General features: G+C 70.9%; 19 protein-coding genes. 3 read left to right on the forward strand and 16 right to left on the reverse strand.

Going from position 1 to position 25,931, the window contains the following annotated elements:
• Positions 1 to 7 precede the first annotated feature (7 nt).
• The 11 genes from ftsW to dinB all read right to left on the reverse strand — a co-directional run bounded on the left by ftsW (position 8) and on the right by dinB (position 13,527).
• Positions 8 to 1,270 carry a putative lipid II flippase FtsW gene (ftsW, locus tag HDA30_RS04805; RefSeq protein WP_343059297.1) on the reverse strand — a complete coding sequence of 421 codons (1,263 nt, stop codon included), beginning with the start codon at positions 1,268 to 1,270 and terminating at the stop codon, positions 8 to 10.
• Positions 1,263 to 2,849, reverse strand: coding sequence for a UDP-N-acetylmuramoyl-L-alanine--D-glutamate ligase (murD, locus tag HDA30_RS04810; RefSeq protein WP_343059298.1), 1,587 nt, complete (start codon positions 2,847 to 2,849; stop codon positions 1,263 to 1,265). Before murD ends, ftsW begins: the two co-directional genes overlap by 8 nt.
• A complete protein-coding gene (gene mraY, locus HDA30_RS04815; RefSeq protein ID WP_158496073.1) occupies positions 2,846 to 3,973 on the reverse strand; it encodes a phospho-N-acetylmuramoyl-pentapeptide-transferase in 1,128 nt (375 codons plus the stop codon). The genes murD and mraY overlap by 4 nt, the downstream gene beginning before the upstream one ends.
• On the reverse strand, positions 3,970 to 5,493 hold the full coding sequence (locus HDA30_RS04820) for a UDP-N-acetylmuramoyl-tripeptide--D-alanyl-D-alanine ligase (RefSeq protein WP_184241245.1): 1,524 nt from the start codon (positions 5,491 to 5,493) through the stop codon (positions 3,970 to 3,972). The genes mraY and HDA30_RS04820 overlap by 4 nt, the downstream gene beginning before the upstream one ends.
• 12 nt (positions 5,494 to 5,505) lie before the next feature.
• The gene (locus HDA30_RS04825; protein WP_184241246.1) at positions 5,506 to 7,257 is read right to left on the reverse strand and encodes a Mur ligase family protein; all 1,752 of its coding nucleotides are present in this window, start codon (positions 7,255 to 7,257) and stop codon (positions 5,506 to 5,508) included.
• 52 nt (positions 7,258 to 7,309) lie between these two features.
• Positions 7,310 to 9,115 carry a peptidoglycan D,D-transpeptidase FtsI family protein gene (locus tag HDA30_RS04830; RefSeq protein ID WP_184241247.1) on the reverse strand — a complete coding sequence of 602 codons (1,806 nt, stop codon included), beginning with the start codon at positions 9,113 to 9,115 and terminating at the stop codon, positions 7,310 to 7,312.
• Positions 9,115 to 9,819: a cell division protein FtsL gene (gene ftsL, locus HDA30_RS04835; protein WP_184241248.1), complete on the reverse strand. Its 705-nt coding sequence runs from the start codon at positions 9,817 to 9,819 to the stop codon at positions 9,115 to 9,117. The genes HDA30_RS04830 and ftsL overlap by 1 nt, the downstream gene beginning before the upstream one ends.
• Positions 9,816 to 10,820 (reverse strand): 16S rRNA (cytosine(1402)-N(4))-methyltransferase RsmH, encoded by a 1,005-nt coding sequence (rsmH, locus tag HDA30_RS04840; RefSeq protein ID WP_158496078.1) that lies wholly within the window; start codon positions 10,818 to 10,820, stop codon positions 9,816 to 9,818. The genes ftsL and rsmH overlap by 4 nt, the downstream gene beginning before the upstream one ends.
• Before the next feature lie 190 nt (positions 10,821 to 11,010).
• Positions 11,011 to 11,442, reverse strand: coding sequence for a division/cell wall cluster transcriptional repressor MraZ (gene mraZ, locus HDA30_RS04845; RefSeq protein WP_158496079.1), 432 nt, complete (start codon positions 11,440 to 11,442; stop codon positions 11,011 to 11,013).
• A gap of 397 nt (positions 11,443 to 11,839) precedes the next feature.
• Positions 11,840 to 12,217, reverse strand: a complete 378-nt coding sequence (locus tag HDA30_RS04850) for a DUF3040 domain-containing protein (RefSeq protein ID WP_158496080.1) — start codon at positions 12,215 to 12,217, stop codon at positions 11,840 to 11,842.
• A gap of 62 nt (positions 12,218 to 12,279) precedes the next feature.
• On the reverse strand, positions 12,280 to 13,527 hold the full coding sequence (gene dinB, locus HDA30_RS04855) for a DNA polymerase IV (RefSeq protein WP_158496081.1): 1,248 nt from the start codon (positions 13,525 to 13,527) through the stop codon (positions 12,280 to 12,282).
• Here dinB and HDA30_RS04860 point away from each other — a divergent pair.
• Positions 13,526 to 14,647 carry a polyprenyl synthetase family protein gene (locus HDA30_RS04860; protein WP_184241249.1) on the forward strand — a complete coding sequence of 374 codons (1,122 nt, stop codon included), beginning with the start codon at positions 13,526 to 13,528 and terminating at the stop codon, positions 14,645 to 14,647. The genes dinB and HDA30_RS04860 overlap by 2 nt on opposite strands.
• A gap of 46 nt (positions 14,648 to 14,693) precedes the next feature.
• Here HDA30_RS04860 and HDA30_RS04865 read toward each other — a convergent pair whose 3' ends face one another.
• Positions 14,694 to 15,128 carry an Rv2175c family DNA-binding protein gene (locus HDA30_RS04865; protein WP_184242360.1) on the reverse strand — a complete coding sequence of 145 codons (435 nt, stop codon included), beginning with the start codon at positions 15,126 to 15,128 and terminating at the stop codon, positions 14,694 to 14,696.
• Positions 15,129 to 15,343: 215 nt separating this feature from the next.
• Between HDA30_RS04865 and HDA30_RS04870 the strand changes: the two genes are divergently transcribed.
• On the forward strand, positions 15,344 to 16,357 hold the full coding sequence (locus tag HDA30_RS04870) for a transglycosylase SLT domain-containing protein (RefSeq protein WP_184241250.1): 1,014 nt from the start codon (positions 15,344 to 15,346) through the stop codon (positions 16,355 to 16,357).
• 57 nt (positions 16,358 to 16,414) lie between these two features.
• Positions 16,415 to 18,532: a protein kinase domain-containing protein gene (locus tag HDA30_RS04875; protein WP_184241251.1), complete on the forward strand. Its 2,118-nt coding sequence runs from the start codon at positions 16,415 to 16,417 to the stop codon at positions 18,530 to 18,532.
• A 13-nt stretch (positions 18,533 to 18,545) separates the two neighbouring features.
• On the opposite strand, the gene HDA30_RS04880 is transcribed toward HDA30_RS04875, so the two are convergent.
• From HDA30_RS04880 to HDA30_RS04895, 4 genes are all read right to left on the reverse strand, one after another.
• Positions 18,546 to 19,946: a class II 3-deoxy-7-phosphoheptulonate synthase gene (locus HDA30_RS04880; RefSeq protein WP_184241252.1), complete on the reverse strand. Its 1,401-nt coding sequence runs from the start codon at positions 19,944 to 19,946 to the stop codon at positions 18,546 to 18,548.
• Between the two features lie 82 nt (positions 19,947 to 20,028).
• Positions 20,029 to 20,730 carry a lysophospholipid acyltransferase family protein gene (locus HDA30_RS04885; protein ID WP_184241253.1) on the reverse strand — a complete coding sequence of 234 codons (702 nt, stop codon included), beginning with the start codon at positions 20,728 to 20,730 and terminating at the stop codon, positions 20,029 to 20,031.
• Positions 20,731 to 20,807: 77 nt separating this feature from the next.
• Positions 20,808 to 22,247: a mycothione reductase gene (locus tag HDA30_RS04890; protein ID WP_184241254.1), complete on the reverse strand. Its 1,440-nt coding sequence runs from the start codon at positions 22,245 to 22,247 to the stop codon at positions 20,808 to 20,810.
• Positions 22,248 to 22,336: 89 nt separating this feature from the next.
• Entirely contained in the window at positions 22,337 to 25,789 is a 3,453-nt protein-coding gene (locus HDA30_RS04895; RefSeq protein WP_184242362.1) for a pyruvate carboxylase, read from the reverse strand.
• Between the last annotated feature and the right edge of the window lie 142 nt (positions 25,790 to 25,931).

The raw sequence follows: 25,931 nt of genomic DNA on the forward strand, positions 1-25,931 counted from the left end.
ATGTGCGTCAGCGGGCGGGGCCATGCGCGGTGTGATCAGGCGCGCCGGTGACCTGTTGAAGCTTAGCGAGCGCATCCCGCCTCGCCACCTTCCGCTCATCGCGCGCGAAGGCGAGCACAATGCCGACGGCGATCAGCGACTGGGTCAGCGCCGAACCGCCGTAGGAGATGAACGGCAGCGGCACGCCCACCACGGGAAGCACTCCGGAGACCATGGCGATGTTCAAGAACGCCTGCCCGACGAACCAGGCCAGGATTCCGAAGGTCGTGATCCGGACGAACACGGAGTCACTGCCGACCGCGACGCGGTACATGCCAGCGGCGAGCGCGGTGAAGAGCAGGACCACCAGCAGAGTGCCCAGCAGCCCCAGCTCCTCGCCGAGGATCGTGAAGATGAAGTCGTTCTGCGCCTCCGGCACGTAGCTCCACTTCTGCCGGGACTGCCCCAGTCCCACGCCCCACCAGCCGCCCGAGGCGAGGGCGTACAGTCCGTTCTCCGGTTGGAAGCACGGGTCCGTGGGGTGGTCACAGTTGCCCAGCCACGCCTGCACACGGACCATGCGGTGACTGGCGAACAGGGTGAGCCCGAGCGTGGCGATGATCGCGAGTCCGGCCGCCGCAACGAACAGGATCCGGTTCGTGCCGGCCACGTACAGCATCGCGGCGAGCACGCAGACCACGATCAGCGCGGTGCCCAGGTCGTTGCCCGCCATGATCAGCCCCAGCACGATCAGACCGACCGGGAAAATCACCGGCACGACGTCGTGCTTGACCTGCCCGAGGAGCCGTCCCTTGCGCTCGAGCACGGCCCCGCCCCACAGCGCGAGGGCGAGCTTGGCCGCTTCGGCGGGCTGAGCCTGCAGGGGCCCCACACGAAGCCAGTTCCGGTTGCCGCCGACCTCGACGCCCAGCGGCGTGAAGGCCACCAAAGCGAGCAGCACGACGGCGATCCCGACGGCGGGCCAGGCCAGGGCTCTGATCGCCCGCACCGGCAGGAAGGCGGCTCCCAGCAGGCCCACCAGGCCGCCGGCCGCCCAGAACAGCTGGCGCCAGAACAGTCCGTACGACCCGTCGGCCGAGCCGATGCCCTCGACCGAGGACGACGAGAGCACCATCACCAGACCGATGACGGTGAGCATCAGTGTCGCTCCGCCGATCACCATGGCCGTGACTCCGAGCAGACGCGGGCCTTCCAGCAGACCCCACAGTCGCGGACGGCCCGCCGAGAGCATCCCGCGCGGGGAGCGACGTCGTGCCGAGCTCTCAGGCACCGGGCTCCCCCGCGGCCGTGTCCCAGCCGTGGCGCGTCATCAGCTCGGCGACCGCGTCGATGAAGGCCTCGCCACGGTGAGCGTAGGAGCGGAACTGGTCCATGGAGGCGGCCGCCGGCGCCATCAGCACGACGTCGTCGGGGCGCGCGAGCTCGTCCGCACGCGTCACGGCCGCCGTCATCGCGGCCGGACCGTCCTGTCCGCCCCGGCCCGCGGCGTCGGCCATGATCCGTTCGACGGGGACCTCGGGCGCGTGCTCGGCCAGCGCGGCCATCAGCGACGACGAGTCGACGCCGAGCACCAGTACGGCCCGCAGGCGGTGGGCGTGCTCACGCACCAGCTCGTCGTAGGTCACCCCCTTGGGCATGCCGCCGGCGATCCACACGATCGAGGAGAACGCGGCCAGGGACGCGTTGGCTGCGTGCGGGTTGGTCGCCTTGGAGTCGTTCACCCACATCACGTCACGGCTCTTGGCGACGACCTGGATGCGATGCTCACCACGGTCGTAGCCGCGCAGTCCCTCGCGCACGGCCTCGGGGCTCACTCCCACGGCGCGGGTGAGCGCCGCCGCGGCGGCCGCATTGGCGACCGTGTGCCGCGGGGCCACCGGTCCCAGGTCCGCGCGTTCGGCCAGGGCGACGGCCTCGGTGCGCCGGTTCTCGGTGAAGGCCCGGTCCACGAGCAGCCCGTCGACCAGACCCACCGTGGACAGGCCCGGGGTGTCCGTGGAGAAGGAGACGGCGCGGCAGCCCCCGGCCACGTCAGCCCGCTCGACCAAGCGCAGGGTCACATCGTCGTGCTCGTTGAACACGCAGGCCAGCCGAGTGCGCTCGTAGATCCGGCCCTTGGCCTGCGCGTAGGCCTCGTAGGAGCCGTGCCAGTCCACGTGGTCCTCGGCGAGGTTGAGCACCGCGGAGGACTCCGGCTCGATGGAATGGGTCCAGTGCAGTTGGAAACTGGACAGCTCCAGAGCCAGCACGTCGAAGCCCTCGGGGTCTCGCACAGCGTCCAGCACGGGGGCGCCGACGTTGCCAACGGCGGCGGCACGGCGGCCGTCAGCGCGCAGGATCGACTCCACCATGGCCACGGTCGTGGTCTTGCCGTTCGTGCCGGTCAGGCACACCCACGCGGCTGCGCGCACCTTGTCCCGCACGCGCCAGGCCAGCTCGATATCGGACCAGATCGGCACGCCGGCCGCGTGGGCAGCCATCAGCAGCGGTTGGTCCGGACGCCAGCCGGGGCTGGTCACCACGAGGTCGGGCGCCTGCCCGTCGACCATCTGCAGCTCGTTCGTGGCGGCGCGGTCCAGCAGCACATCGGCCACCCCCACGATGCGCAGGGTGTCGGCGCGCTGCCGGTTCTCCTCGGAGTCGCTGCCATCGACGACGACGACCCGGGCGCCGAGCTCCACCAGCGTGTCCGCGACGGAGAATCCGGTGACGCCCAGCCCTGTGACGAGGACCCGAAGCCCAGACCAGCCGTCGGCGTGCCAGCTGCTCAGCCCGGCCACCCGGGGGGTCTGCGCGATCGGTTCGTGCACCGGCTCCAGACCGGCGGTGTCGGTGGAGGCCGCGGTCACGGTGCCACCCCCTGCAGGGTGCCTGCGCTCAGCAGCCACTCCGAGTAGAAGATCGCCATGCCGATGACGACGCAGACCAGGCTGATCAGCCAGAAGCGCACGACCACGGTCACCTCGGCCCAGCCCTTGAGCTCGAAGTGGTGCTGCAACGGCGCCATGAGGAACACGCGCTTGCCGCCGGAGAGTTTGAAGTATCCGACCTGGATGATCACGGACAGCGTGATCGCCACCATCAGGCCCGCGAGCACGATCACCAGCAGCTCGGTGCGCGTGAAGATCGCGAAACCGGCCAGCGCCCCGCCGAGTGCCAGGGAGCCGGTGTCCCCCATGAAGATCTTGGCCGGGGAGGTGTTCCACCACAGGAATCCCATCAGGGCGCCGGTGAGGATCGAGGCCAGCAGCGCGAGGTCCAACGGATCGCGCACCTCATAGCAGCCCGCGCCGGTCACCCGACCGCAGGCCTGGCTGGCCTGGAAGATGGACATGAGCACATAGGCGCCGGTGACCATGGCGGTCGCGCCAGTCGCCAGGCCGTCGAGCCCGTCGGTGAGGTTCACGGCGTTCGTCGTGGCGGTCGTGATCAGATTCGACCAGATCACGACGAGCAGGTACATGACGATGGGCCCGAGGAAGGCAAGGTCGAGCCACGGGATGTCGCGCACGAAGGAGATCGCCGACGAGGCGGGAGTGAAGCCGTCCTCGTTGGGGAAGTTCAGGGCCAGCACGGCGAAGATCGTGCCGATCAGCCCCTGCAGCACGATCTTGCCCCGCGGGGTCAGGCCGAGCGACTGCTGCTTCGTGATCTTCGTGAAGTCGTCGATGAACCCGACGAAGCCCATGCCGACGGTCAGGAACAGCAGGATCAGTCCCGAGGCGGACGGCCCGGCCGGGCCCAGGCCGAACAGGCCCATGAGGGCGTGCGTCAGGAAGTAGACGACCACGAGTGCGACCAGGAAGACCGCGCCGCCCATCGTCGGGGTGCCGCGCTTGGTCTTGTGCGTGGTCGGCCCGTCGTCACGGACGAACTGGCCGTAGCCCTTGTGGACCAGGAACTTGATGAACAGCGGGGTGCCGATGGCCGTGAAGATCAGGCCGAGGACGCCGCCGATGAGCAGTGCGATCACGCCCGCCCCTCCTTGGTGTCAGTGGTCGATGCCGCCGTGCCGGAGGCCGGGGCGGCCGCCAGACGTTCGCCGAGTGCTGCGAGTCCGGAGCCGTTCGAGGACTTCACCAGCACGATGTCCCCCGGCCGCAGCTCCCGTTCGAGCACGGCGTAGGCCTCGTCGAGGTCGGCGGCGAAATGCGCCTCCTCGCCCCACGAGCCCTCGTTCAGGGCCCCGATGTAGAGCGGACGGGCACCGGCGCCCACCACCAGCAGCTGCGCGATGTTCAGCCGGACGATCGACTCTCCGACGAGGGTGTGCTCCCGGATGTGCTCGTCGCCGAGCTCGAGCATCTCCCCGAGCACGGCCCAGGTGCGGCGACCGGTGGCCCGCCCGAGTCCCGCGAGGGTCTTGAGCGCGGCCCGCATCGACTCGGGGTTGGCGTTGTAGGCGTCGTTGTAGATCGTCACACCGTCGGCCCGGTCGGTCCGTTCCATGCGGAAGCGGCTGGTGGGGCCCAGTCCGTCGAGCACGCGAGCGATCGCGTCCGCGGGCACACCCGCGGCGAGCGCGGCCGCGGCCGCGGCCAGGGCGTTGGCGGCGTGATGTGTGCCCGTCAGGCCCGAACGCACCGCGGTGCCCGGCGCGCGGACGTCCTCGCCGAGCACCAAGTCGAACCCGGGGCGCCCCTCGTCGTCGGCGTGCAGGCCCCGGCCCAGGGCCACGCCCCGAACCTGACCGTCGGCGATCTGCTCGCCCAGTCCGGACACGGCGTCCTCATCGACGCTGAACCACATAACGGGCGCCGTGGTGCGTGCGGCCATCGCGGCCACGCGTGGGTCGTCGCGATTGAGCACGGCGACCCCGTCGGAGCCGAGCGCCTCGACGAGCTCGCCCTTGGTCTTGGCGATGTTCTCCACCCCGCCGAACGTGCCGGCGTGCGCGGTGCCTACCATGAGCACGACGCCGATGTCCGGTGGCGCGATGTCACACAGGTACTCGATGTTGCCGACGTGGTCGGCGCCCATCTCGAGCACGAGATACCGCGTGTCCAGCTCCGCCTCGAAGACGGTCAGCGGCACGCCGACCTCCCCGTTGTACGAACCGATCGGGGCGATGGTCGGGCCGTGCTCGGCGAGGATCGCCGCGAGCAGGTCCTTCGTCGTGGTCTTCCCGGCCGAACCGGTGATGCCGATGACCGTCGTCGGCGAGTGCGCGCGGACACGCCGCACCACCTCGCGGGCGATCGCGCCCATGGCCAGGACCGCGTCCTGGACGAGGATCGACGGGTGCGGGTTCCGGTCGGCGTCGTGGGTCTCGCGTTCGGCGAGCACAGCGGCGGCCCCGGCGCTCAGCGCGGCGTCGATGAAGTCGTGGCCGTCGGCCTTCTCGCCCGGCTTGGCGACGTACAGGACTGCCTCCTGCGCGCCGACCTGACGGGAGTCCGGGGTGACGGCTCTCAGCACGGTCTGCGGGTCCAGCCCCGGCTGGATCCTGCCGCCTGTGACCTGGGCGATTTCGTCTGCGGTGAGTGCGATCATGTCGGGTAGACCTTACCGCGCCGCGTTCGGGTGCTCGGTCAGGTCCGCGCCGTCAGGCCCGTGCCGTTCGGACAGCCGCGCGCGCAGCTCGACCCGGTCGTCGATGTCCACGCGCACCCCCGCGAAGTCCTGATACGTCTCGTGGCCGCGCCCGGCCAGCAGGATGCTGTCCTCATCGGAGGCGAGGCGCACGGCCAGCGCGATGGCGTCGGCGCGGGGCGCGGACTCGTGGACCTCCACGTGCCGCCCCCGCGCGCACCCGGCCTCGGCCTGCTCGCGCACACCGGCAAGCACCTCTGCGCGGATCGCCGCCGGGTCCTCGCTGTGCGGGTCGTCGTCAGTGACGACCACGACGTCGGCGTGCTGCGCGGCGATCCGTCCCATCAGCGGTCGCTTGGTCGCATCGCGGTCACCAGTCGCGCCGAAGACCAGGATCGTCCGGCCGCTCGAGCGGCCCGTCGCCTGCCGGGCGCGGGCCAGGGCCGTCATGGACTGCACCAGGCCATCGGGGTTGTGGGCGAAGTCGACGACGCCGTCCGGCTCGCGGCCGACGACCTCCATGCGACCGGGCACGGCCGCGGCGAACGGCCCCTCGCCCGCCGGCACGTCCGTGACCTCGGCGACCGCGCGGACCGCCTCCTCCAGGCCGAGGTCCGGGACCAGACGCTCGAGAACCATGAGCGCCGCCAGCGCCGCGTTGGCGACATTGAACAGCCCGGGCAGGCCCACCGACGCGCGAAGACGCACTCCGGTCTCGGCGTGCTCGAGGGCGAAACGGTGTCCCAGGCCGTCCGGCGTCGCCTCCACGACGCTCCAGTCGGCCTTCAGTTCGGGGTGCTCGGCCGCCAGCCTGCCCGGCCGCGCCGCGGCCGGGCCAAGCGCCAGGGTCGTCGTCTCGGCGGTGGCCGCCTGCGCCATCGCGACGCCGTGCTCCGGGCCCTCGCCGCCATCGAGGACGATCACGGCCCGCGCCGTCCGCTCGGCCGTGAACAGCCCCGCTTTGGCCTCGAAGTACTCCTGCATGGAGCCGTGCAGGTCCAGGTGGTCCTGGGTCAGGTTCGTGAACCCGGCCACGGCGTAGCGCAAACCCGCGATCCGCTCGTAGGACACGGCGTGGGAGGAGACCTCCATGACGACGGTGTCGACGGCTTCCTCGCGCATCAGGGCCATCAGTCCGTGCAGCTGTGTCGACTCCGGGGTCGTCAGCGACGACGGCACGGCCCGGCGTCCGGCGCGGGTGAGGATGGTGCCGATCACGCCCGTGCGGCGGGACAGGGCCTCGAGGAGCGACGCGGCGAGGAAGCTCGTCGTCGTCTTGCCGTTCGTGCCGGTGATGCCCAGCAGGCTCGGCCCCGCGTCCAGCCCGTGCCCGTAGATGCCGGCCGCGGCGAGACCCGCGGCCGTGCGCACGCGGGGCACCACGAGGGCCGGCGCCTGCTCGAGCCCCGCCGAGCGCATCAGCTCGAGCCCATCGGCATCGGTGAGCACGGCCGCCGCGCCGGCCTCCCACGCGGCCCGCGCGAACTGCGCACCGTGCGCCTTCGCGCCGGGCAGCGCGATGTACAGGTCACCGGAACGCACAACCCGGGAGTCCAGACAGGCCCCGGTCACCGGTGCCGCCTCATGCACCGGACCATGCTCGCGGACCTGAACGCCGGCCTGACGCAGCCGGGCGGTCAGGTCGGACAGCCTGGTCCCCGCCGTACTGCTCGGCCGGAACGCGAGGTCCTGCTCGGCAAGGGTGAGACGGTCATCCGTGGTCATCTGCGGCTCCTGTGCGGTTCAGCGTGGTCGGGGGCGAGGTGACGGCGCGCCGTCACCAGGGTCGGTCCTGCGGGTCGTCGACGAAGACGTCGTAGTCGTGGGGCTCGTCGCCGGTGGCCGGGACGTTCTCGTGGCGGAGCATGAACTCGAGCATCTCGGCGGCGGTCTTGTCGACGTCGGCGTCGAGCGTGCGCCCCTCGGGGCGATGCAGTGAGACGGACACGACGAAGCGCGGGTCGTCGAGCGGAGCGACCCCCGTGAAACCGAGGTTGTAGCCGTCGTACGTGCCCGATTCACCGGCCACCTGCGCGGTCGAGGACTTGCCGCCGACGCGGTATCCGGGGATCTTCGCGTCCTTGCTCGTACCCCGCGTGACGACGGTCTCCATCATGCGCAGCAGCTGTGTCGCCGTCTGCTCGTCGATGACGCGTCGGGGCTCACCGGCGTCCCAACGGTGTTCCGCGCCGGAGGCGTCGACCGTCGCGTCGATCAGGCGAGCCGGCACGAGCTCGCCGCCGTTGGCCAGCGCCTGGTACATCTGCGCGGTGTGCAGAGTGGTCTGGGAGTACCCCTGGCCGAACGTCGTCGTCAGGCGAGTGCGCTGGTCCCACTCCTCCGGCGGACGCAGCCGGCCGGAGGCCTCATAGGGCATGCCGACCTGAATGGGTTCGCCGATGCCGAACCGCTTCATGTACTCATAGCGCGTCGTCGCCGAGACCTCCCGAGCGACCTGCACCGTGCCGACGTTGTACGAGCGGGCGAAGATGCCGGCGACGGTCATCTCGTACTCGGCGTGCGGTGAGGCGTCGTTGATGGTCTCGCCGTCGAACTCCTTCTTGCTGGGCACGTCGTACCCCGTCTGGGCGGTGACGTCCGAGGCGTCGAGGGAGGCCGCCATCGTGAGCGCCTTGCCGGTCGAGCCCGCCTCATAGGCCTGCGTCATCGCCGTGGGGCGCCAGAACATCTGGTCGACCCCCTTGGGGTCGGCGGGGTCGACCGTGGTGGAGTCGGCCATCGCGATCACCTCGCCGGTCTTCACGTCCATCACGACGATGTTCCCCCACTCCGCCTCGTACTCCGCCTGTTTGGCCGCGATGAGCTCCTGGGCGTACCACTGGGCGTCCTTGTCGATCGTCAGCCGCAGATCCGAGCCGTCGACCGCGGGGATCTCGCTGTGATCCGCGTTGGGGATGCGCACTCCGTTAGCAGCGACCTCGTATTGACGGCGGCCCGGCGTACCCGCGAGCACCTCCTGCTGCGAGACCTCCATGCCCTCCTGGGCCACGCCGTCGGCCGAGAGGAACCCGACGATGGAGCCGGCGACCGGCCCGTTCGGGTACATGCGTCGGTCCACGGGCTCGGCGATCAGGCCGGGGATCTTCAGGTCCAGCGCCAGATCGCGCAGCTGCGGGGTCACCGAACGCTTGACGACGGCGTACGGCTTGTCGCCCACCATCAGCTTCTTGAGCTCGTCCTCGGGGATGCCGATGACGCCCGAGAGTTCGCGCAGCCGATCCTCGATCTCGACGTGCTCATTCTCGCCGGTCTCGGCGTTCCACTCCTGGAAGTCCTTGACGAGACGCTGATCAACGACGAGGTCGAAACGCTGCACCGAGGCCGCGAGCACATCGCCGTCGCGGTCCAGGATCGCGCCGCGCTGCGGCGCGATGGACTGGGTGCGCATGCGCTCCTCGACGGCCTTGGTCGCCTGTCCGAACGGGTCGAGGCCCTGCACCCAGACCAGGCGCAGGCACAGCACGAGCAACAGCAGCAGGGAGACGAGCATGAGCCGACGTGCCCGTCGGCGCGTCGGCACCCCCGGCCCGGCCACGTCCAGGTTCGCGAGAGGCCCCGGCATCAGCGCGAGCCGGCCTCGTCCCCCGCACGGGAGCGACCGTCCTGCGCGGGCTCGTCACCGGAGCGCCGGTCGCCGTCCTTCTTCTCGTCCTTGTGGTCCTTCGTCTCCGCGGCTCGGTCCTGCGCGCCAGAGCCCTCGACGTCCTTCAGCTGCGGCCCCTCGATGCGACCGGCCGGCAGCGCCTCGCCTTCGAGCTCCTCCATGCCGACGGGTCGGTCCAGCGGTGCCGGCGGCGCGACGAACATCGCCGAGCCCTCCTGCTCGGAGGCCGCCTCCACCTGGCCCGTTACGCGCTGGTCGGCGACGTCGACCGACGCCGTGCCGGAGGCCCTGACCAGGCCGAGCGCCTCGGCCCGCACGGCGAGATTCTGCGGTGACTCGAGGTAGCTGACGCGCTGTCCCAGCAGCTCATTGGCCTCGGTGACTTCCGTCTGCTTCTCCTTCAGCTCCAGCAGCTCGAACTGGCGATTCGAGACGGTGATGTTGACCACAAGCACGAGGAGGAGCGAGAAGAGCAGGATGCCCAGGCAGAGGACCGTCATGCCCCGCCCGGTGCTGGGCAGGGGGGCGGGGACCACGGCGAGCGGGGTGCGCGGGCGGGCCGCCTCGAGGGGTCGCCCGGACTCGTCGTGGACGCCGTTCTGCTCATCGACGTCCCTCGCGTTCGCCGTTGCGGCCATGCGGTGTTCCTCCACAGCACTCATGCCTTGCTCCTTGACGCCCTGATCTTTTCAGCTGCACGCACCTTCACCGAGGAGGCGCGAGGGTTTTCAGCAATTTCTCGGGAATTCGCCTTCTCAGTGCCCCGCGTGAGCATCGCCACCACCGGCTCGTGCTCCTCGAGCACGACCGGGAAATTCGGCGGCGCAGTGGAGGTCGCCCACTCGTTCAGGTGGCGCTTGACGATCCGGTCCTCAAGCGAGTGATAGCTCATCACCACGACACGCCCGCCGATCTGCAGCCGGTCGAGCACGGCCGGCACCGCGGCCTCGAGCACGTCCAGCTCCTCGTTCACGGCGATGCGCAGGGCTTGGAAAGTGCGTTTGGCCGGATGCCCGCCTTTCGCCCCCGCCGCGACGGGCACGGCCGACCGGATCACCTCGACCAGCGCGCCCGTGGTCGTCAGCGGCCGCTCGTCTCGAGACCGGACGATGGCACGAGCGATCGGGGCGGCGAACTTCTCCTCACCGTACTGCCGGATGATGCGCCGCAGCTGCGCCTCGTCGGCCTCGGCGACCAGATCGGCGGCCGTGCGGGCGGCATCGGTGTCCATCCGCATGTCCAGCGGCGCGTCGTAGGAATAGGCGAAGCCGCGCTCGCGCGCGTCGAGCTGGTACGAGGAGACACCGAGGTCGTAGAGGGCGGCGTCCATGCGGTCGACGCCGGCCGCTGCGAGAGCCTCGGGAACCTCCTCGTAGGTGCCGTGGTGGGCCACGAGCCGCTCGGCGAGGGGACCCAGACGCTCCGCGGCCATGGCCAGTGCGTTCGGGTCACGGTCGATGCCCACGACCACGAGGTCCTCGTGACGCCGCAACAGCTGCTCGGTGTGTCCGCCCATGCCGAGAGTGCCGTCGACGGCGATCGGGGTGCGCCCCGCAGCCCGCGCCGCATCAAAGGCGGGCTCCAGGAGTTCAATAACGCGCTCAAGCATGACGGGCACATGCCGGTCCCGCGGGGACAGGCCCGTCGTCGGGGTGGCGTCCATGCGGGCCCTCCTTCTGCTGTTCCGGCGCGGTTCCGGGCCTCCGGCGCACCATGCACGCGGAGCGGCCCGAACGGTGATCCCCATCCGTCCGCGATGCCCGCCTGGCCCGGGGGAAGTCGGGTCAGGTGAGCGACGCGTCGGCTGGAGGTCACGGTCAAGGTCGATGCTCGAGAGCCTGCACCCGGAGGTCTCAGACGATTCCGGGCACCACTTCTTCGTCGGTGTCGGAGAACGAGCTCTCCTGCTCCTCGAGATAGGAGTTCCACGACGCCAGATCCCAGATCTCGGCCCGGGTGCCGGCGCCGATCACCGCGACCTCCCGCTCGAGCCCGGCGTACTGCCGCAGCGGAGCGGGGATCGTGACCCTCCCCTGCTTGTCGGGAGTCTCGTCTGAGGCCCCCGAGAGGAACACGCGGATGTAGTCCCGCGCCTGCTTCGAGGACAGGGGCGCCGACCTCATCTGCTCGTGGACCCTCTCGAACTCCCGAGCACTGAAGACGTAGACGCATCGCTCCTGACCGCGGGTCAGAACCAGCCCGTCGGCGAACTCCTCACGGAACTTCGCCGGCAGGATCAGACGGAACTTCTCGTCCAGACGCGGGGTGTACGTGCCCAGGAACACTGGCCACCCCCTGCCTCCGGTCGAGAGGCGCCGCCGGCGCGACACCCATACCCTCTACTGTGCTCCACTTTACCCCACCATTCACCACCGCCCAAGGGTCCCCCGCGCCGACGGCCGCCCACGACCCCGCAGATCGGCATGAGAATGCGGACACGGGCCCGGGGAGGAATGTGGAGGGGGCAGCGTCGATGCTCACCCGCACTGGACGGTGCCACCACGCCGACGTGCGCCCGGACAGCAGGCAACCCCACTTGCCGAGCGAAATCCGCCCCACCACGGCACGCCTCTCGGGCAGGGTGGAGCGATGTGGGGGGGGCAGCTCAGGCACAAACAAAGGCCCCGCCCGATCCACCTGGATCAGGACGGGGCCAGCAGAGACGGGAGCAGGCTGCGACGGTCAGCGTCCGCCGCGACGGCGCTCCCAGTCCTGTTCGAGTCGAGCCATGAGACCGGAGCCCGTGCGGCGGGCACCGGCGCCGTGTGGACGCCCCTCAGCGCGACCGGACGCACGAGAACGCGAGGAGCGAGCCGTCGCGACGAACAGCCCCGCCCCCATCAACGCGACGCCGAGGACCCCCACGACGATGCTCTGCAGACTCACACCGACCAGCACCGCGGCCAGGCCAGCGACGACCAGCAGCGAGCCGAACACCACCCGGCGCACATTGACCCGAGGCCGCGCATCGGACATCCGCGTGACGAGACGGGGATCCTGCTGACTCAGCTGCTGCTCGAGATCCTCGAGCACGCGCCGCTCGCGCTCCGACAGTGCCATCGCTGACCGCCCTTCCCGTGGCATCACAGGCGGCGCAGACATGACCGCCCAGGTCCAGAATTCTAAGACCGCTCCCCCTCATCTGCCACCGATGGGTCCAACAATGTCGCCGGGCCCAGTGCGGCGGAGGGGAAACGTCGGCGCACATCGTCCAGGGCCTGCTCCGCCCGGCCCCACCTGCGCGGATCGACGTCGCTGCCGCCGTCGGCATCCGGGCCCGCGGCGAACAGTGCCGGCTGCGCCTGACCGTGGCCCACCGACCCCAGCCGCTCGGCGCGCAGCCCCAGCAGCCGCACCGGATGGCGCCGCTCAGACAGCAGCGCACGCACCGCACGTCGGGCAGGCTCATACAGCACCGCCGCCAGGTTCGTTGGCTCCGTCAGCCGGGCCGTGCGCGAGCGGACCGCCCCCTGCTGATCCTTCACCCGCACGGTGACGGCCGACGCCATCGTCCCGGCCGCCCGCAGCCGCGAGGCCACTGCGTGCGCCAGGCGCAGCACATGCCCATCGATCTCGGCCGGGTCCTCAGGGTCATGGTCGAACGTCTTGTCCTGACCCACACTGCGCGCCGGCTCACGCGGCCCGACCGGCCGCGGGTCTCGCCCCGCCGCCAATTCGGTCAACCGTGCCCCGTGCTCACCGAAACGGGCCCGCAGCCACGCCGGATCGCACGCGGCAAGGTCGCCGATCGTCTCGACGCCCCGACGCGTGAGCCGGTCGGCCAGCACCGGACCCACGCCCCACAGCCGGCCCACCGGCAACGGATGCAGGAACTCCACCAGCCGCTCCCCGGGCACGACCAGCATCCCGTCCGGCTTCGCCGCCTCCGAGGCCATCTTCGCCGCGAACTTCACCGGTGCACCGCCGACGGAACAGGCAAGCCCCGTCTCGGCACGCACCCGCTCACGGATCCGACCCGCGATCGCCTCCGGTGGTCCCAGACGCCGACGAGCACCGGAGACGTCCAAGAACGCCTCGTCGATGCTCAGCTGCTCCAGCACCGGGGTGACCTCACCCAGCACCTGCATCACCTGCCGAGAGACAGCCAGGTACTTCTCCCGATGCGGAGCAAGCAGACGCAACTGCGGACACAGGCGACGGGCATGACCGACCGGCATCGCCGAGCGCACCCCGAACCGACGCGCCTCATAAGAGGCCGAGAGCACGACCGCGCGCAGCCCCTCACCGGCCACCGCCGTCGGCATCCCGGACAGCTCCGGCCTCTCGCGCAGCTCCACAGACAGGAAGAACGCATCCATGTCCACGTGCAGAATCGACGCCTCACGGGGCGGGGCTAGGGTGGAGCGCATGGTCCCCCATGATGCCTCCCGCACCCCCGGTCCCGCCGCCGTGGGCCTCGATCAGGCGCGCACCCTCGTCGAGGCGCGGCTCGCCCGCATCCTTGACCACCATCGTGAGCACGCCGCCCGCATCCACCCGGACGCGGCCCCCGTCGTCGACGTGCTCTCCCGGCTCAGCGGCGGCGGCAAGCGAATGCGCGCCCTGCTCGCCTGGATCGGCTGGCGCGCTGCCGGAGGCGCCGCCAACGCCGAGCGCATCCTCACCGCCGGCGCCGCCGTCGAGCTGTTCCAGACCGCGGCCCTCGTGCACGACGACATCCTCGACCGCTCCGACACCCGGCGCGGCATGGCCAGCGTGCACCGATCCTTCGAGGCCAGCCACCGCCACCACGGTTGGCGGCACGACCCCGAGCACTACGGCGTCTCCGCCGCCATCCTCGCCGGCGACGTCTGCCTGGCCCTCGCCGACACCACGTTCCTGGAAGCCATTCTCGGCTCGGCCAGGCCCGACCGGGCCCTGGCCGAGATGCAGACCATGCGTTTCGAGGTGATGGTCGGCCAGTACCTCGACGTCCTGGCGGAGATGGTGCCACCGGCCGCCGACACCGCTGCAGCAGGCGCCCGCGCCGAAACCGTCGTCGAGTACAAGTCCGCCCGCTACTCCGCCGTACACCCGCTCGCGCTCGGCGCGCTGCTGGCCGGCGGCGACGACGCGCTCGTCGCGGCGTTCGAACGCGTCACCCTGCCCTTCGGCATTGCCTACCAGTACCAGGACGACCTGCTCGGCGTGTTCGGCGACCCCGACCTCACCGGCAAGCCCGCCGGCGACGACCTGCGCGAGGGCAAACGCACCACCCTCATCGCCCACGCCGTCGCACTCCTGGACCCGTCCACCGCCGCAGAGCTGGACGCCGACCTCGGTCGTCCCGACTTGACCGACGAGCGCATCCACCACTGGCTCCGCCGACTCACCGACTGCGGTGCCCGGCAGCGCGTCGAGGACGACATCCGCACCCGCCTCGAGGAGTCCACCGCCGCACGCGCCGGACTCGTCGAGGCCGGCGCCGCCGAGGACGCCGTCGCCGATCTCACGGCACTCATGGATTCACTGGTCCACCGCAACGCCTGACCCACGCGCCTGCGTCGCCCTCACCAGGCGAGCGCCTGCGTCACCCTCACCAGGCGAGCGCCTGCGCTCGACGCCTCACCTCGGTCTTGCGACCGTCCCGGAGGGCGTCGACGGGTCGACCCGGCAGGGACTCGTCCGGGCGGAACAACCAGCCCAGCGCCTCCTCATCGCTGTATCCCGCGTCCGAGAGCAGCGTCAGGGTCCCGCGCAGCGCAGGCAGCACACGCCCCCCGTCGAGGAACAGTTCCGGGACGCTGCGCATCGGCGGGTGGCCGCGGCGCACCGCGATCACAGCGCCGTCCTTGATGAGGTTGTGCACGCGCGTCACGCGCACATCGAGCCGTTCAGCGACCTCGGGCAACGCAAGCCAGTCGCCGACCAAGGCGTCGATCTCGGGGCTGATCTCCGGGGATTCGGTGTCGTCGTTCACCCAGCCCACTCTAGGCGTCACCACCGAGGCACACCCAGCGCCCACACCCATGCCCTCCTCACGCAGCCCTCGACCTCGACCCAGGGTGTAATCGGGTTGTGACATCTCGAAATCATTTCGTTACAGTTTCTCTCGGTTCTCGTCGGCTCTGATCGCGCCGTGATGGGGGCGCTGGCGTCCCCGGCTGAGATCCTGGACTCGGTGAGCTCCCGCGGTCGCTCCGCACGCTGTCTGTCCCGCATCATCGAACCCCTCGAAGGACTGTCATGCACGTCGCCCCCCAGCCCTCCCGTCAGCGTCGCGGCCTCCGCGCCGCCGCCACCGGCTCCCTGTTGCCCCTCGTCGCTCTGGGTGGTGCCGCCCCGGCCATGGCCCAGCCGGACACACAGTCTTCCGCCCAGCCCGCCCCCGAGCAGACGACTCCGCGCCCCGCCACCGAGGCGCAGACCGACACCAGCACCCCCTCCCCGGGCCCGGCCACCGCCGGTCAGCAACGCACGGCCGAGCGCGTCTACACCGTGCGGGCCGGTGACTCCCCGTGGCTGATCTCCCAGCGCTATGACGTGCCTCTCGAGCGCCTGCTCGAGCTCAACGACCTGACCATGGACTCGATCATCCACGTTGGCCAGCGCATGGTCCTCGACGACGGCGCGTCCGCCGCCGAGCAGCCGGCCACCCCGCAGCGCCAGGCCGACGTCGAGCAGCCGGCCGCGCAGGATCAGACCGCCCCCGCCGCGGTGGAGCGCACCGCGGACGCCGCCCCGACCGCCGACGCCACCGTCCAGCAGAGCCGCGAAGAGGTGGGCAACACCTTCCTCGGGCATGTCTATCCCGATCACGTGGTCACGTCCGCGAACGAGAACCTGGCCCGCCTGCGCTCCGCCCCGGTGCCGACCCCCGGCGAGGCCCAGCAGCTGATCCGGCAGGAGGCCCAGCGCATGGGCGTCGACCCGGCCCTGGCGCTCGGCCACGCCTACACCGAGTCGAACTTCCGCCACGACTCCGTCTCCCCCGCGAACTCGGTCGGCCTGATGCAGGTCATGCCCTACTCCGGGGAGTTCGCCTCTCAGGTGGTCGGCCGCGAGCTGAACCTGCTCGACCCGCGGGACAACGTGATCGCCGGCCTGGTGATCATCCGCCACAACCAGGCGCTCGCCGCGAACCAGGATGAAGCGATCGGCGCCTACTACCAGGGCCTCGGAGGCATCCAGCGAGAGGGCTTCGAGCCGTTCACCCACACGTACATCGCACGAGTCAAGGCCGCCGCCGCGATGTTCTGACCGGGGCGCGGCGCAGGACGCCCCGCCGTCCCGCGCCGCGTGCCCTACCCTGTCTGCATGACCGAATCGCGCCACGACCCCGTGGTGGGCGCGCTCCTCGACGGCCGATACGAGGTGCGTTCGCTCATCGCGCGCGGCGGCATGTCCACCGTCTACCTCGCTTCCGACACCCGGCTCGAACGCGACGTGGCGCTGAAGGTGATGCTGCCCCACCTCGCCGAGGACGACGCTCTCGTCGCCCGGTTCGAGCGAGAGGCGAAGACCGCGGCCCGCATCTCCCATCCGCACGTCGTCGGGGTGCTCGACCAGGGCCATGACCGCTTCGGGGGGCAGACGTTCGCCTACCTGGTGATGGAGCACGTGCCCGGGACCACGTTGCGCCACGTGATCCGTGAGGACGCCCCGCTGCCGGTGCGCGCCGCGTTCACGTACGTCCTTCCTCTGTTGGAGGGGCTCGCCGAAGCCCACGCACTCGGGCTGATGCACCGCGACGTCAAACCCGAGAACGTCCTGGTCAGCCCGACCGGGACGGTCAAGGTCGCCGACTTCGGTCTCTCTCGCGCCACGACGGCCCACACCTCGTCCGGCCAGGCCCTCGTCGGGACCGTCGCCTACCTCTCCCCCGAACTCATCTCCGGGTCCCCGGCGGACGCACGCTCGGACGTGTACGCCGTCGGGATCCTCCTGTATGAGCTGCTGACCGGCCGACAGCCCTTCACCGCCGCGAGCCCCGTTCAGGTCGCCTACAAGCACGTCAACGAGCGGGTGCCCTCACCCCGTGCCCTCACACCCACGGTTCCCGAGGCCATCGCCGACCTCGTCCTGTGGTGCACCGAACCGACCCCGGACCGACGCCCCGACGACGCCTCCGTGCTGCTGGCCGCCGCGCACGAGCTGCTCGTCACCGAAGACCCCGAGCAGCTCGACGCCGTGCCGCCGCCCCGTGACGCCGCGGCGGAGCAGCCGGCGGATGCCTCCCCCACGGCGGCGGTCGTCTACGACCCCGAGGGCACGCACGCTCCCGAGCCCTTCGTGTCCCCCACGCCGACCGATGGTGACGAGCAGACCGTCGTCCTGGACGCGGACCGAGTCCCACAGGAGCAGGCCACAACGGCTCTGCCGCCGCACGACGCCCACACCGTGCCACCGGGTGCCCGGGACGATGTCGACCCCGACGAGACGAGCGTGCTGCCGCGCACCGACGTGCCCACAGCGCAGACCCGGGCCACACCCGAGCCGGACACGGACGCCGGTGGCCCCGGCCGTGTCGGTGACGGTCCGCACGAGCCCGCCGACGATGAGGCCGCAGACCGGGGTGTCGCTGCGGTGCCGCCCGGGCCGCTCACCGCCGACGCGTCCCCAGCCGAGCCCGGCACGCACGCCGAGGACCCGGTCCCCGGCTCGCGTGCCGCGCGCCGTGCGGCGCGGCGGCCGAGTGTCGATATCGGTGCCGGCACCCTGCGCACCCTGTTGATCGGGGTGGCGGTGACCCTGCTGCTGACCGGCATGGCGCTCATGCTCGGGTGGACGCTCGGCGCCGGGAACGTGCCGTTCTCATCGGCACAGGGCACGGTGCCCCCGCTGGTGGGAGCGCCGCGGGAGGCGGCCATGGCCGAGCTGGCCGCGACCGGCGTGCAGGTGGATGTCAGTGCCGAACACGACGAGACCATGAGCGCCGGCTCCGTCATCGCCACGGTCCCCGCCGCGGGCGCCGCCGTCGGGAGAGGGGACCGTGTGCAGCTGACCGTCTCCTCCGGCCCCGCCCCCGTGCTCACGCCCGACCTGACCGGCGAGCAGGCAGAGTCGGCGCGCCTGAGCGCCCGCGACGCGGGCCTGCTCGCGCACGTGCGTGAGCGTCGGCATGACCGCGATGTGCCCGAGGGCGAGGTCATCTCCCAGGACCCCGAGCCCGGTGCCGAGTCCACCCGGAACTCCGTCGTCGAGCTCGTCGTCTCCTCGGGCCCCGCCTCCCACGCCGTGCCCGATGTGACGGGCCGCTCCTCCGAGCAGGCTCGCGAGCGGCTCGAAGAACTCGGCTTCGAGGTCCGAGACGACTCCCTGCCTGGGTCTTCGCTGCTGCGTCTGGGCGGACGCGAGGGGGCCGTCCTGCGCCAGGAGCCCGCCGCGGGGACCCGGCTGGAGGAAGGCCAGACCGTCACGCTGCGCTCCCTCTGATCCCCCGGGCCGCTCAGCCGCGCGAGGTGTGGGCCAGCGCCGCCGTGACCGCGAAGGCCAATTCGAGTGACTGCTGGTGGTTCAGACGAGGATCGCACAGCGACTCGTAGTGCTCGGCGAACGCCGACTCCTCCACCACGTCCGCGCCGCCCAGGCATTCAGCGACGTCGTCGCCGGTGAGCTCCACGTGCATGCCTCCCGGGTGCGTGCCCAGCTGGCGATGCACGTCGAAGAACCCGGTCACCTCGTCCATGATGTCCTCGAAACGACGCGTCTTGTACCCGTTCTTCGCTGTCACGGTGTTGCCGTGCATGGGGTCAGTGACCCACACCGGGCTCAGGCCGGCATCCCGCACACCGGCGACGAGGTCCGGCAGCACGTCGCGGATCCGCTCGGCGCCCATGCGGGTGATGAACGTGAGCCGACCCGGCTCCCGCTGCGGGTCCAGCTTCTCCGCCAGGGCGATCGCGTCGGCCGCCGTCGTGGTGGGCCCGAGCTTCACGCCGATCGGATTGCGCACGCGGGAGAGGAAGTCCACGTGCGCCTCGTCGACGGCGCGGGTCCGCTCCCCGATCCACAAGAAGTGCGCGCTCGTGGCGTAGGGGTCGCCCGTGCGGGAGTCCTCACGGGTCAGCGCCCGCTCATAGTCGAGCAGCAGGGCCTCGTGGGCCGAGTAGAATTCGGTGCGCCGCATCGCCTCGAAGTCGACGCCCGCCGCGTCCATGAAACGCACGGCGCGGTCGATCTCCGCCGCGATCTCCTCGTATCGCGCGTAGGCCGGGTTGGCGAGGAAGCCCTGGTTCCACCGGTGCACGCTGCGCAGATCCGCGAAGCCGCCCTGTGTGAAGGCCCGGACCAGGTTCAGCGTCGACGCGGAGGTGTGGTACGCCTGCACCATCCGCCGGGCGTCATGCCGTCGAGACTGCGCGGTGAAGTCGTACCCGTTCACGATCTCGCCGCGGAAGGAGGGAAGCGTGACGCCCTCGCGCGTCTCGGTGTCCGACGAGCGGGGTTTGGCGAACTGACCGGCGATGCGCCCCATCTTCACGACGGGCACCGACGCACCATACGTGAGCACGGCGGCCATCTGCAGGATCGTCTTCACCCGGGCGCTGATGCGGTTCGCGGTCGAGCCGGCGAACGTCTCTGCGCAGTCACCCCCGGTCAACAGGAATGCCTCCCCGGCGGCGACGTCGGCCAGCCGGGTGCGCAGCACGTCCACCTCTCCGGCAAAGACGAGCGGAGGCACCTGTCCCAGCTCGGCCACGGCCGCCTCAAACGCCTCGGCGTCGTGCCACTGCGGAGCCTGCCGAAGGGGCAGCTCACGCCACGCGTCGAGGCCGGGCGTGGTGGCCGGACCCTCCGACGTGGCGGTGCCGAAGGCCAGGATCTCGTCACGCGATGCAGCATTCATGGGCCCAGCCTAGGGGGTCGTCGACGAACCGGGGACGCGCCATGACACCCGGTTCACTGTGCGAGACGCCGGCCGAGTCGCCTCAGGACGTCCCGGGCCGGTGCACTCGCCCGGCCTTGACGTCGGCGGCGTAGAGGTCCACGTACTCCTGTCCGGACAGACGGCGGATGGCCTCCATGATCTCGTCGGTGACCTGACGCAGCACGGCGATGTCCTGCGCCTGCTCGCGCAGGTGGCTGAAGTCCAACGGCTCGCCGAAGATCACGCCCACCCGCCGGATCGTGGGCACCGTCCGTCCGATCGGCTGGACACGGTCGGTGCCGATCATCGCGATCGGCACCACCGGCACACCCGCGGCCAGGGCCAGCTTCGCGACGCCGATCTTGCCGCGGTGCAGGCGTCCGTCCGGGCTGCGCGTGCCCTCGGGGTAGATGCCCAGCAGCTTGCCCGCACGCAGCGCATCCAGGCCGGCGTCGAGCGAACGCAGGGACGCCGCTCCGCCCGACCGGTCCATGGGCAGCTGGTTGGCGGCTTCGAAGAAGCGTCGGGTCACCCAGCCCTTCACGCCGGAGCCGGTGAAGTACTCCATCTTGGCGAGGAAGTGCACCTGTCGGTCCAGCAGCGCCGGCATGAACACCGAGTCCGAGAAGGACAAGTGGTTCGAGGCGAGGATCGCGCCGCCGGTCTCGGGCACGTTGGCGCGGCCCTTCACCCACGGCCGGAACAGCAGCCTCGTGATCGGCGAGACCACGAACGTGCGGGCAGACCAGTAGAAGGTGGACATGTCCCTCCTGGTGTGTGTCAATGACGCCGGGCGGCCGGAGATCATCCGACCGGGAACATCCTACGGGGACAGGCGAATCAGAGCGGGGCGGGCACGTCGAGGCCGAGCAGCGCGTTCTCGACGACCTCGCTCAGCGCCGGATGGATCCAGTACTGTCCTCGAGCCATCGTGTGGGCGTCGAGTCCGAACGACATGGCCTGCACCAGCGGCTGGATCAGGTTCGCCGCGTCGGGGCCGATCAGGTGGGCGCCCAGCAGCCGGCCGGTCTCGCGGTCGGCGACGAGCTTGCAGATCCCTTCGGTGTCCTCCATCGCCCAGCCGTAGGCGACATCGCCGAACCCCTGTTCCTTGACGGTGACCCGGTCGGCGCCCAGACGCGCGACCGCTTGGGCCTCGGTGAGCCCCGCCGCGGCGATCTGCGGGCGGGTGAACACCGCGGCCGGCACCGGGTCGAGGTCCGCGGCCCGCAGTCGTTCAGGATTCTCGAGGTTGTGGGCCACCACGCGCGCTTCGTAGTTGGCCACGTGCTTGAGCTGCCACGTGTTGGCGATGTCGCCCAGGGCCCACACGCCCGGCACCGGCTCGCCGTCAGCCAGCACCCGCTGGAACCGGTCGACGGCCAGAACGCCGTCCTCGGTCACGTCGAAGCCGGCGGCCGCCGCATCGATCCGATCGACGTTGGGTGTGCGGCCCGTCGCCACCAGAACGAGGTCCGCATCGATGGTCGATCCATCGGAGAGCCGCACCCGGGCGGCGTCATCGGTGTCTTCCACGCCGGCCACCTGCGTCTCGAGGCGCAGGTCCCACTGCTCGGCGGCGATGCGCGTGAAGGTCCGTGCGACGGTCTCATCGTGCGCGCTCAGCAGCCGTGCGCCGCGCACCACCTGCGTGACCTGCGTGCCGAAGGCCGAGAAGACCGAGGCGAACTCCGCGCCGACGAATCCGCCGCCCATCACGACGAGGCGCTCGGGCAGTTCCTCCAGGCGCATGATCGTGTCCGAGGTGTGCACGCGCGGACCGGCCAGACCCGGCAGCTCCGGCAGCGTCGGACGTGAGCCGGCGGCGACGACGACCTGCGCGCCGCGCAGACGCCGCCCCGAGTCCGTGACCAGCTCGCGCAGCCCGGTGAACCGGGCCCGTTCGGCGACGACAGTGACGTGCTCCTGCTCGTCGCGACGGAATCGCAGCCCGGCCTCGCTGATCGCGTCGACCCGACCGAAGACGCGATCCCGCAGTGCGGCGAAATCCACCCGGCCAGCGGGCAGCTGCACGTCCACGCGCGCCGCGTCGGCCGAGGCCGCCGCGAGCGAGGCCGGGTATGCGTACATCTTCGTCGGAATGCAGCCGCGATTCAGGCAGGTCCCGCCGAAAACCCCGTCATCGACGATCGCGACGCGGCGGTCGGCCCACTGCTCACCGATCAGGGAGTTGCCCGACCCCGAGCCCACGATGATGAGGTCGAACTGTTCCACCCCCCGGTCAGAGGTGTGTGCGGTATCGGAGTTCTGCTCAGTCATGCTCCCAGCATACGGACGCCGATGGGCCGGGGCCGGCGGGGTGCTCCCCCGTCGGCCCCGGCCCGCTCACGACTCTGGGTCCGGCAGCCTCACTCGATGACGACGATCAGGTCGCCGCCGTTGACCGGGGTCGTCTCGTCCAGCACGACTCGACGGACGGTGCCGGCGACCGGCGTGGTGATCGCCGCCTCCATCTTCATCGCCTCGATGGTCGCGATCGGGTCGCCGGCCTGCACCTGGTCCCCCTCGGCGACGGTGACCGTGACGGAGCCGGCGAAGGGCGCGGGGACCTGGCCCGGCTGCGAGGCGTCCGCCTTCTCGGCCGCCTTGACCGTCGACTCGACCGAGGTGTCCCGCACCATCACCTGGCGCATCTGTCCGTTGAGGGTGACCATGACCATGCGCATGCCCTTGTCGTCGGGCTCGGACACCGACTGCAGCACCGCCAGCAAGCGCACACCGCGGCCCAACGAGATCACGTGCTCCCGGCCGGGCACGAGCCCGTAGAGGAAGTCACGCGTGTGCAGCGTGGACGTGTCACCGTACTGATCGACGTGCTGGTCATAGTCCTTGGTCGGACCGGGGAACAGCAGACGGTTCAGCGCCTGACGACGCTCGGCGCCCTGCTGGCTCAGAAGCCGCTCGTCTTCCGCCGGGATCTCCTCGACGCCGCCGCCCTCACGCCGCCCCTGCAGGGCGTTCGTCCGGAACGGCTCGGGCCAGCCGCCGGGCGGGTCGCCCAGCTCGCCGCGCAGGAAGCCGACCACCGAATCCGGGATGTCGAAGTCCTGCGGCCGCGCGCGGAACTCCTCCGGATCGACGCCGCGGCCGACCAGCTGCAGGGCCAGATCGCCGACGACCTTCGAGGACGGGGTCACCTTGACGATGTTGCCGAGCATGTCGTTGGCAGCGGCGTACATCGACTCGATCTGCTCGAAGTGCTCGCCGAGGCCCAGGGCGATCGCCTGAGTGCGCAGGTTGGACAGCTGCCCGCCGGGGATCTCGTGGTGGTAGACACGGCCGGTCGGGGCCTTGAGACCGGCCTCGAACGGGGCGTAGATCGAGCGCACCGACTCCCAGTACGGCTCCATGGCCGCCGCCGCATCCAAGGTCAGACCGGTGTCGCGCTCGGTGTGCTCAAGCGCGGCCACCAGTGCCGACAGCGGCACCTGGCTGGTCGTTCCCGCCAGCGACGCGGTGGCGGCGTCCACGGCGTCCACACCCGCCTCCGCGGCGGCGAGCAAGGTGGCCAACTGGCCGCCCGCCGTGTCGTGGGTGTGCAGATGCACCGGCAGGTCGAACTCCTCGCGCAGGGCCGTGACGAGCTCGCGCGCCGCGGCCGGGCGCAGCAGGCCCGCCATGTCCTTGATGGCCAGGATGTGGGCGCCGGCGTCGACCATCTTCCGGGCCAGGTCGAGGTAGTAGTCGAGCGTGTAGAGCCGCTCGTCCGGGTCCGTCATGTTGCCCGTGTAGCACAGGGCCGCCTCGGCCACCGCGGTGCCGGTCGCGCGGACCGCCTCGATCGCCGGCGTGATCTGGCTGACGTCGTTCAGGGCGTCGAAGATGCGGAAGACGTCGACGCCCGTGGCGGCCGCCTCCTGCACGAACGCGTCGGTCACCTGCTGCGGATACGGCGTGTAACCGACAGTGTTGCGGCCGCGCAGCAGCATCTGGATCGGGATGTTCGGCATTTCAGCGCGCAGCAACTCGAGCCGGTGCCACGGGTCCTCGGCCAAGAAGCGCAGCGCGACGTCGTAGGTCGCCCCACCCCACGCCTCGACGGAGAACAGTCCGGGCAGGGTGTGCGCAACGGCCGGTGCGGCCGCCAGCAGATCACGCGTGCGCACACGGGTCGCCAGAAGCGACTGGTGGGCGTCACGGAACGTCGTGTCGGTGACCGCCAGGGCCGTCTGCTCGCGCAGCGCCCGGGCGAACCCCTCAGGGCCCTTCTCCAGCAGCACGTCGCGCCAGCCCGACGGCGGGGTGTTGTCCGGGTCGCGGCTCGGTCCGTCGAACGGCGACCGGTCCGGCTCCTGGGACTTGTCGCCGGGGTGGGCGGGCAGCCGGTCGCGCGGGTCGATGCCGTCGATCCGCTCACCGTGCGGCCGGTTCACCGTGACGTCGGCGAGGTACTGCAGCGCCTTCGATCCGCGGTTCTTCGAGCGGTTCACGCGCGCCAGCTCGGGGTGCGCGTCGATGAAGTCCGTAGCGACGTCACCGGCGAGGAACTGCTCGTCGTCGAGCACGTTCATCAGGAACGGGATGTTGGTCGCGACGCCACGGATGCGGAACTCGGCCAGCGCACGGCGGGCGCGGTGCACCGCAGTCAGGTAGTCCCGGCCGCGGCACGTCAGCTTGACCAGCATCGAGTCGAAGTGCGGGCTGATCTCGGCCCCGGCGTAAATGGTGCCGCCATCCAGGCGCACACCGGACCCGCCGGCCGAGCGATAGGCCGTGATCGTGCCGGTGTCCGGACGGAAGCCGTTGGCCGGGTCTTCCGTGGTGATGCGGCACTGCATCGCGAAGCCGCGCGGCGCCAAGCGGTCCTGAGAGATCCCCAGCTCGGCGAGGCTCGCGCCGGCGGCGATGCGCAGCTGGGCACCCACCAGGTCGACGTCCGTGACCTCCTCGGTCACGGTGTGCTCGACCTGGATGCGGGGGTTCATCTCGATGAAGACGTGCTGGCCGGCCCGCTCGCCGGCGGTGTCCACGAGGAACTCCACGGTGCCGGCGTTGACGTATCCCATCTCCTTGGCGAAGGCGACGGCGTCACGATGCAGCGCCTGACGGATGTCCTCGTCCAGGTTCGGCGCGGGCGCCATCTCGACGACCTTCTGATGGCGACGCTGTAGCGAGCAGTCGCGCTCGAACAGGTGCACGACGTCGCCGTGCGAGTCCGCGAGCACCTGCACCTCGATGTGGCGCGGGCGCAGCACGGCCTGCTCGAGGAAGACGGTCGGGTCGCCGAACGCGGTGTCCGCCTCGCGCATGGCGGCCTCGAGGCTGCCACGCAGGTCCTCGGCCCGCTCGACGCGGCGCATGCCGCGGCCGCCGCCGCCGGCCACGGCCTTCACGAAGATCGGGAAGCCGATCGTCTCGGCTTGCTCGAGCAGCCAGTCCACATCATCGCTGGGCTCCGAGGACGCCAGCGTCGGGATGCCCGCCCGCTTGGCGGCGCGCAGGGCCTCGACCTTGTTGCCGGTCAGCTCGAGCACATCCGCCGGAGGACCGACGAAGGTGATGCCGTTCTCGGCGGCGACACGCGCCAGCTGCGCGTTCTCGGACAGGAAGCCGTAGCCCGGGTAAATCGCGTCCGCGCCGGCGTCCTTGGCGACACGGATGATCTCGTCGACGTCGAGGTACGCCCGAATGGGGTGCCCTTCCTCGCCGATGCGGTAGGCCTCGTCCGCCTTCTGCCGGTGGATCGAGTTGCGGTCCTCGTACGGGAACACCGCCACGGTGCGGGCTCCCTGCTCGTAGCATGCACGGAATGCACGCACCGCGATCTCACCGCGGTTGGCCACGAGGACCTTGCTGAACATGGTCGATCCGTCGGAGCGATCCGCCCTCACGGCGCCGGAGGACTCATTCTTCGCTTCAGTGGTGGTCATGTCAGGAAGTGTGCCACAGCAGTTGTGTCACTCACGACACATTCTGCGCGCGGACACGAATGTGGTCAGACCA

This window comes from Micrococcus cohnii, from assembly GCF_014205175.1.
GTDB lineage: Bacteria > Actinomycetota > Actinomycetes > Actinomycetales > Micrococcaceae > Micrococcus > Micrococcus cohnii.